The sequence below is a fragment of the Streptococcus sp. DD11 genome (assembly GCF_001578865.1).
GTDB classification, from domain to species: domain Bacteria; phylum Bacillota; class Bacilli; order Lactobacillales; family Streptococcaceae; genus Streptococcus; species Streptococcus panodentis.
This window is the reverse complement of sequence record NZ_KQ969479.1, coordinates 1-276: the sequence shown is the minus strand read 5'-3', so window position 1 is coordinate 276 and position 276 is coordinate 1. Positions and strand designations below refer to the sequence as shown.

Sequence of the window (276 nt, the reverse complement as noted above, 5' to 3'; positions counted from 1 at the left end):
ACCGTTCTTCGCAAGGGTCTTCGTTAAATCAGCTTCGCCCTTAGAATTTTTAGCAATGTATGGTGCAAGAGCATTAAGGTTATCAATTGTTACATTATCAGGGTCATCCTGTGAACCGATGTAAGACTGCACAGCTGATACCAATTCGCGGTGTTCAGACTGGATACGGCTCTTACGAGCATTGTCTTGGAATGAAGTGATAGCTGGGATAGCTACCGCTGCGATAATCGCAATGATGATGATCACGACGATCAGTTCGACCAAGGTAAAACCTTT

At 44.2% G+C, this 276-nt stretch carries 1 protein-coding gene; it reads right to left on the bottom strand.

The genetic code is table 11. The features are described from left to right. Nucleotides 1-276 (bottom strand): prepilin-type N-terminal cleavage/methylation domain-containing protein (locus STRDD11_RS13470; protein ID WP_128837687.1); only part of this gene is annotated, 276 nt, incomplete at both ends.